Genomic DNA, 3,724 nt, shown 5'->3' with positions numbered 1-3,724 from the left:
TTGGATGGAAAGATGTAAAATTTTGGTGAAGAACTTTGAGAGAAGTTTGACAGCGGCGACTGCCAAGCTCAACCTTTGTTTTATTAGGCTGATGATTAGAAGGCTTGCACCCTCTTCTTAGATGTCAAATGGGTTCTATAGGAGTGATTCTTAGCTAAACTGACCCCCTACAAAATACTATATTTTTTTTCATTATCTACTTAGCTAATTATTCAGAATTCAGAATTCAATCTAAATCTGATAAAATTAATCTTGTAGGGGCGGGTTTAGCAAGCAATATTAGATATACTGCCCACCATCTCCCTACAAAACCCGCCTTTTTTTCCTTCCTTCCTTCTTACTTTTTCCTTCTGCCCCATGAAAGATTTAACTCGCCGACAATTTATTACTGTCACCGCATTAAGCGCCGGATTTGCCTTAGCAGCTCATCCTATTGCTGCTGCCGTTATCAATACGGATGCTGCTGGTTTAATAGCAGGTGAGGTAAAAATTCCCGTAAAAGATGGCTCAATTCCAGCCTACAGAGCAATGCCAGCCAGCGGCAGCAATTTTCCAGTAATTTTAGTAATTCAAGAAATCTTCGGAGTTCACGCACACATTCAAGATATTTGCCGCCGTTTTGCCAAATTAGGTTATTTAGCGATCGCCCCAGAAATGTTTGCCCGTCAAGGTGATGTTTCTAAAATCACCGACATTCAAGAAATTATTAGTAAAGTTGTCTCGAAAGTTCCTGACGCTCAAGCTATGTCCGATTTAGATGCTACTGTAGATTGGGCACAAAAGTCAGCAAAAGGCAATATTAATAAGTTGGGAATTACAGGATTTTGCTGGGGTGGCAGAATGGTTTGGCTGTACTCTTCCCACAACCCGAAAGTCAAAGCAGGAGTGGCTTGGTACGGGCGGTTGGTTGGCAATTCTACGGCTTTAACTCCCAAACACCCGATCGACATTGCAGCAACTTTGAAAGTGCCTGTATTGGGGCTTTACGGCGGCAAAGACGAGTCAATTCCCAACGATACAGTCGAGAAAATGCGGGAAGTTCTCAAAACTGGCAGCAGCGGTTCCGAAATTGTGCTTTATCCAGATACGCCGCACGGTTTTAACGCCGACTATCGCCCCACTTACCGGGAAAAAGAAGCTGAGGATGCTTGGAAACAGTTGCAAGATTGGTTTAAGAAGCACGGAGTTGCACAATAGTTTTGAGATTTCTTCGTTCTTCGCCACCCTTGGCCCCTCGAGGAGTTTTGAGTTCAGTCCTGGACGCATAACCTAATTGTGCAGGGTGCGCAATGCGTACCTTACCGCTATAAGTAGTGCGTCAAATTACTTTTTGCCTAAGTCTTGGAGGCAGAGATTCATAAACCCGGTTTCTTCCTAGAGGTGTAGTCACCCAACCAGGATTTTTTGGTATAAACCGGGTTTATCAGGCCAGCGCGTCTTATGATAATTTCTGCCACTGGCAACTCTGCGAAAATCAAGCGATTTCTTGCTGGAATCCTTGACTGGATTTAGCTTTCATGCTCAATGCAACAATACTAACTAACAGCATCAAAACGACAATTGTTCTCCAGTGAATCAAAAAAGGCAGATTCGATGCGTCAAATACCCGTCTCGGGAAAAAGAGCAGAAAAACTAAAGCAATACTGCTGAGCAAAGTATTGCGGTTATTGCTGCAATACAGCCACAGCGATGTCAGAAGCGGGAACAAACCTACATAATCGTAAGAGTGATTATATCCGAGAAACGTGAAGGATATACCCATCAGCACAGCAAAGACATCTTCTCGATTAATTCTATTACGGAACACCCACAGCAGAATCGGTAAAATTACTGCCATAATCTTGATAGCCGGTATCTTCAAGCCGAAAGAAGCGAAAAGACTTTCCATGCCCATTATATCTTTATTCCCCGGTTGATTGAAAGGCAAAGAGCTATAGCCGTATTTAATTCCTTGATGCCACGCTGCCAGCATCGCAACGGGCCCACCGTACAGCACCAATGGGTAAGCGCTCATTATTGTAACCGTTGCGAAGGCTACAGCTAATATTTTCCAGTTCCGTTCTAGCAAAAACCAAATACCGAGCAATAAGCATAGTTGTGGCTTAAAACTGGCTATACCTAAACAGATTCCTGCCCATACAAATTTTTGCCGTTGGCTGAAGAACCAAGCAGCCATTGTGGGAGCAAAAGCCATCAAAGAAGTTTGACCCATCCACACAACGTGGGCAGTGAATGGGTTGCCGATAATCATCGCAGCCAGGATCCAACCGCCCAGGTGATTTTCACTATTTTTTTGATGTTGATTGACAGTACGAACTGTCATGAAAATAATAGCTGCAATTGACAGCAAGTTGAGTCCTAGCCAGAGGAACTTGGCAACTGAGTAATCGAAAAGACCGGCCAACATACACAGTGGTGCCGATTGGGGAGGATAAGAGAAAGCAGCACTTTCCAGACCGTCAATTTCCTTTATTCCTGCTACACTTTGAACGAGGAAATCGTGGTTGTAGGGATTTAAACCCATCAGCCAAGCGCGTCCAGCAGCATAAAGGACAGCACCGTCAAAATTCAGTTCACTATCTCCTCTGCCAATGCCAATTATTCCGAAAAGAATTAGAGATAGCGTACTGAGTGCTACCAGACCATAACAAAAGTTACGTTTAAACGATTCTTTCATCAGATTCTCTCCTAGTTTGTACAAGTATAAGTGAGAACTCAGCCATTGTCTAGGACTGATGCCTGATTTTTTTATAATTAACAGTTATATCTACTAGATAAAGGCTAAAATATTAACAGCTAAATTTTTGATAAACTCTATAGTTAGTTATGGTCATATGGATTAAATTTAATTTAAGTTAATAAAAATATATATTACTGGGAGCGGAATATTTGGTATCAAAAATAGCAATATTGGCAGTCTCAGCATTCGGGTCGGTGCGATCGCCCTTAAGACAGTTGGGTTGTGGGCCCTCCAAAAGGTAAACTGAGCGATGTAGAATTATCGATCGAACAGGTAAGCCCGTGCTAGACGAACAAGCTAAAAAAACCATCTTGCGGAAAATCCCTCACGGATTGTACATCTGCGGTGTCAAAGACGGGGAGGAAGTCAACGGTTTCACCGCTAGCTGGGTGATGCAATCTTCCTTTACCCCTCCCTTAGTTGTCAACTGCGTCAAGCAAGACTCCAAATCCCACGCCATGATCAAAGCTAGCGGTGTCTTTGCTCTGAGTTTCCTAGAAGCGGGACAGAAAGAGTTAGCCCAGAAATTCTTCAAGCAACAGCGCCGCGTTGGCAATAAATTTGAGGATGTAGAATTTTATGCCGGGGCGGAAACTGGTTGTCCGATTATCTCGGACTCTCTGGGTTACGTCGAGTGCAAAGTTGTCGGTGCTGTGGAACACGGGGATCACACGGTTTATGTGGGAGAAGTTGTGGCTGCAGGCGTCCACCGAGAAGGCAATCCGTTGCTGCTAGAAAGCACCGGTTGGAATTACGGCGGCTAATGATATCATGTCCGAGCGATTAACCATAATATCCCGGTCGGGGCGGGTATCTGAGATGGTCAATTATTGGCAGGTATTGTTGGTGAACCCGCCCCTTGTATCTTAAAAGAGTTGGTGTAGCGCTCGTACCGTCAAGCAGGCGATCGCCAGCTCAATCAGGCGATCGAACCGACAAGTGGGCGATCGTACCGATAAGTGGGCGATCGCTCGATCAAGTAGG

Annotated in this window: 3 protein-coding genes; 2 read left to right on the top strand and 1 reads right to left on the bottom strand. The window is 44.3% G+C overall.

Annotated features, from left to right (window positions below; all coding sequences use genetic code 11):
• The first annotated feature begins 357 nt into the window (after positions 1-357).
• Entirely contained in the window at positions 358-1,197 is an 840-nt protein-coding gene (locus tag ACUVJL_RS13730; RefSeq protein ID WP_445246355.1) for a dienelactone hydrolase family protein, read from the top strand.
• Positions 1,198-1,474: 277 nt separating this feature from the next.
• Here the strand turns inward: ACUVJL_RS13730 and ACUVJL_RS13725 are convergent, their stop codons facing one another.
• Positions 1,475-2,677, bottom strand: a complete 1,203-nt coding sequence (locus tag ACUVJL_RS13725; RefSeq protein WP_445246354.1) for a glycosyltransferase family 87 protein — start codon at positions 2,675-2,677, stop codon at positions 1,475-1,477.
• A gap of 344 nt (positions 2,678-3,021) precedes the next feature.
• Here ACUVJL_RS13725 and ACUVJL_RS13720 point away from each other — a divergent pair, with 344 nt between their 5' ends.
• Positions 3,022-3,504 carry a flavin reductase family protein gene (locus ACUVJL_RS13720; RefSeq protein WP_445246353.1) on the top strand — a complete coding sequence of 161 codons (483 nt, stop codon included), beginning with the start codon at positions 3,022-3,024 and terminating at the stop codon, positions 3,502-3,504.
• Positions 3,505-3,724 lie beyond the last annotated feature (220 nt).

This window comes from Microcoleus sp. OTE_8_concoct_300 (assembly GCF_031383065.1).
Classification (GTDB): Bacteria; Cyanobacteriota; Cyanobacteriia; order Cyanobacteriales; family Microcoleaceae; genus Microcoleus.
This window is presented reverse-complemented; position numbering and strand designations above follow the sequence as displayed.

Coding starts and splice junctions, on each gene's coding strand:
- ACUVJL_RS13725 (WP_445246354.1), bottom strand. CDS start 2,677: ATGAAAGAATCGTTTAAACGTAACTTTTGTTATGGTCTGGTAGCACTC.
- ACUVJL_RS13730 (WP_445246355.1), top strand. CDS start 358: ATGAAAGATTTAACTCGCCGACAATTTATTACTGTCACCGCATTAAGC.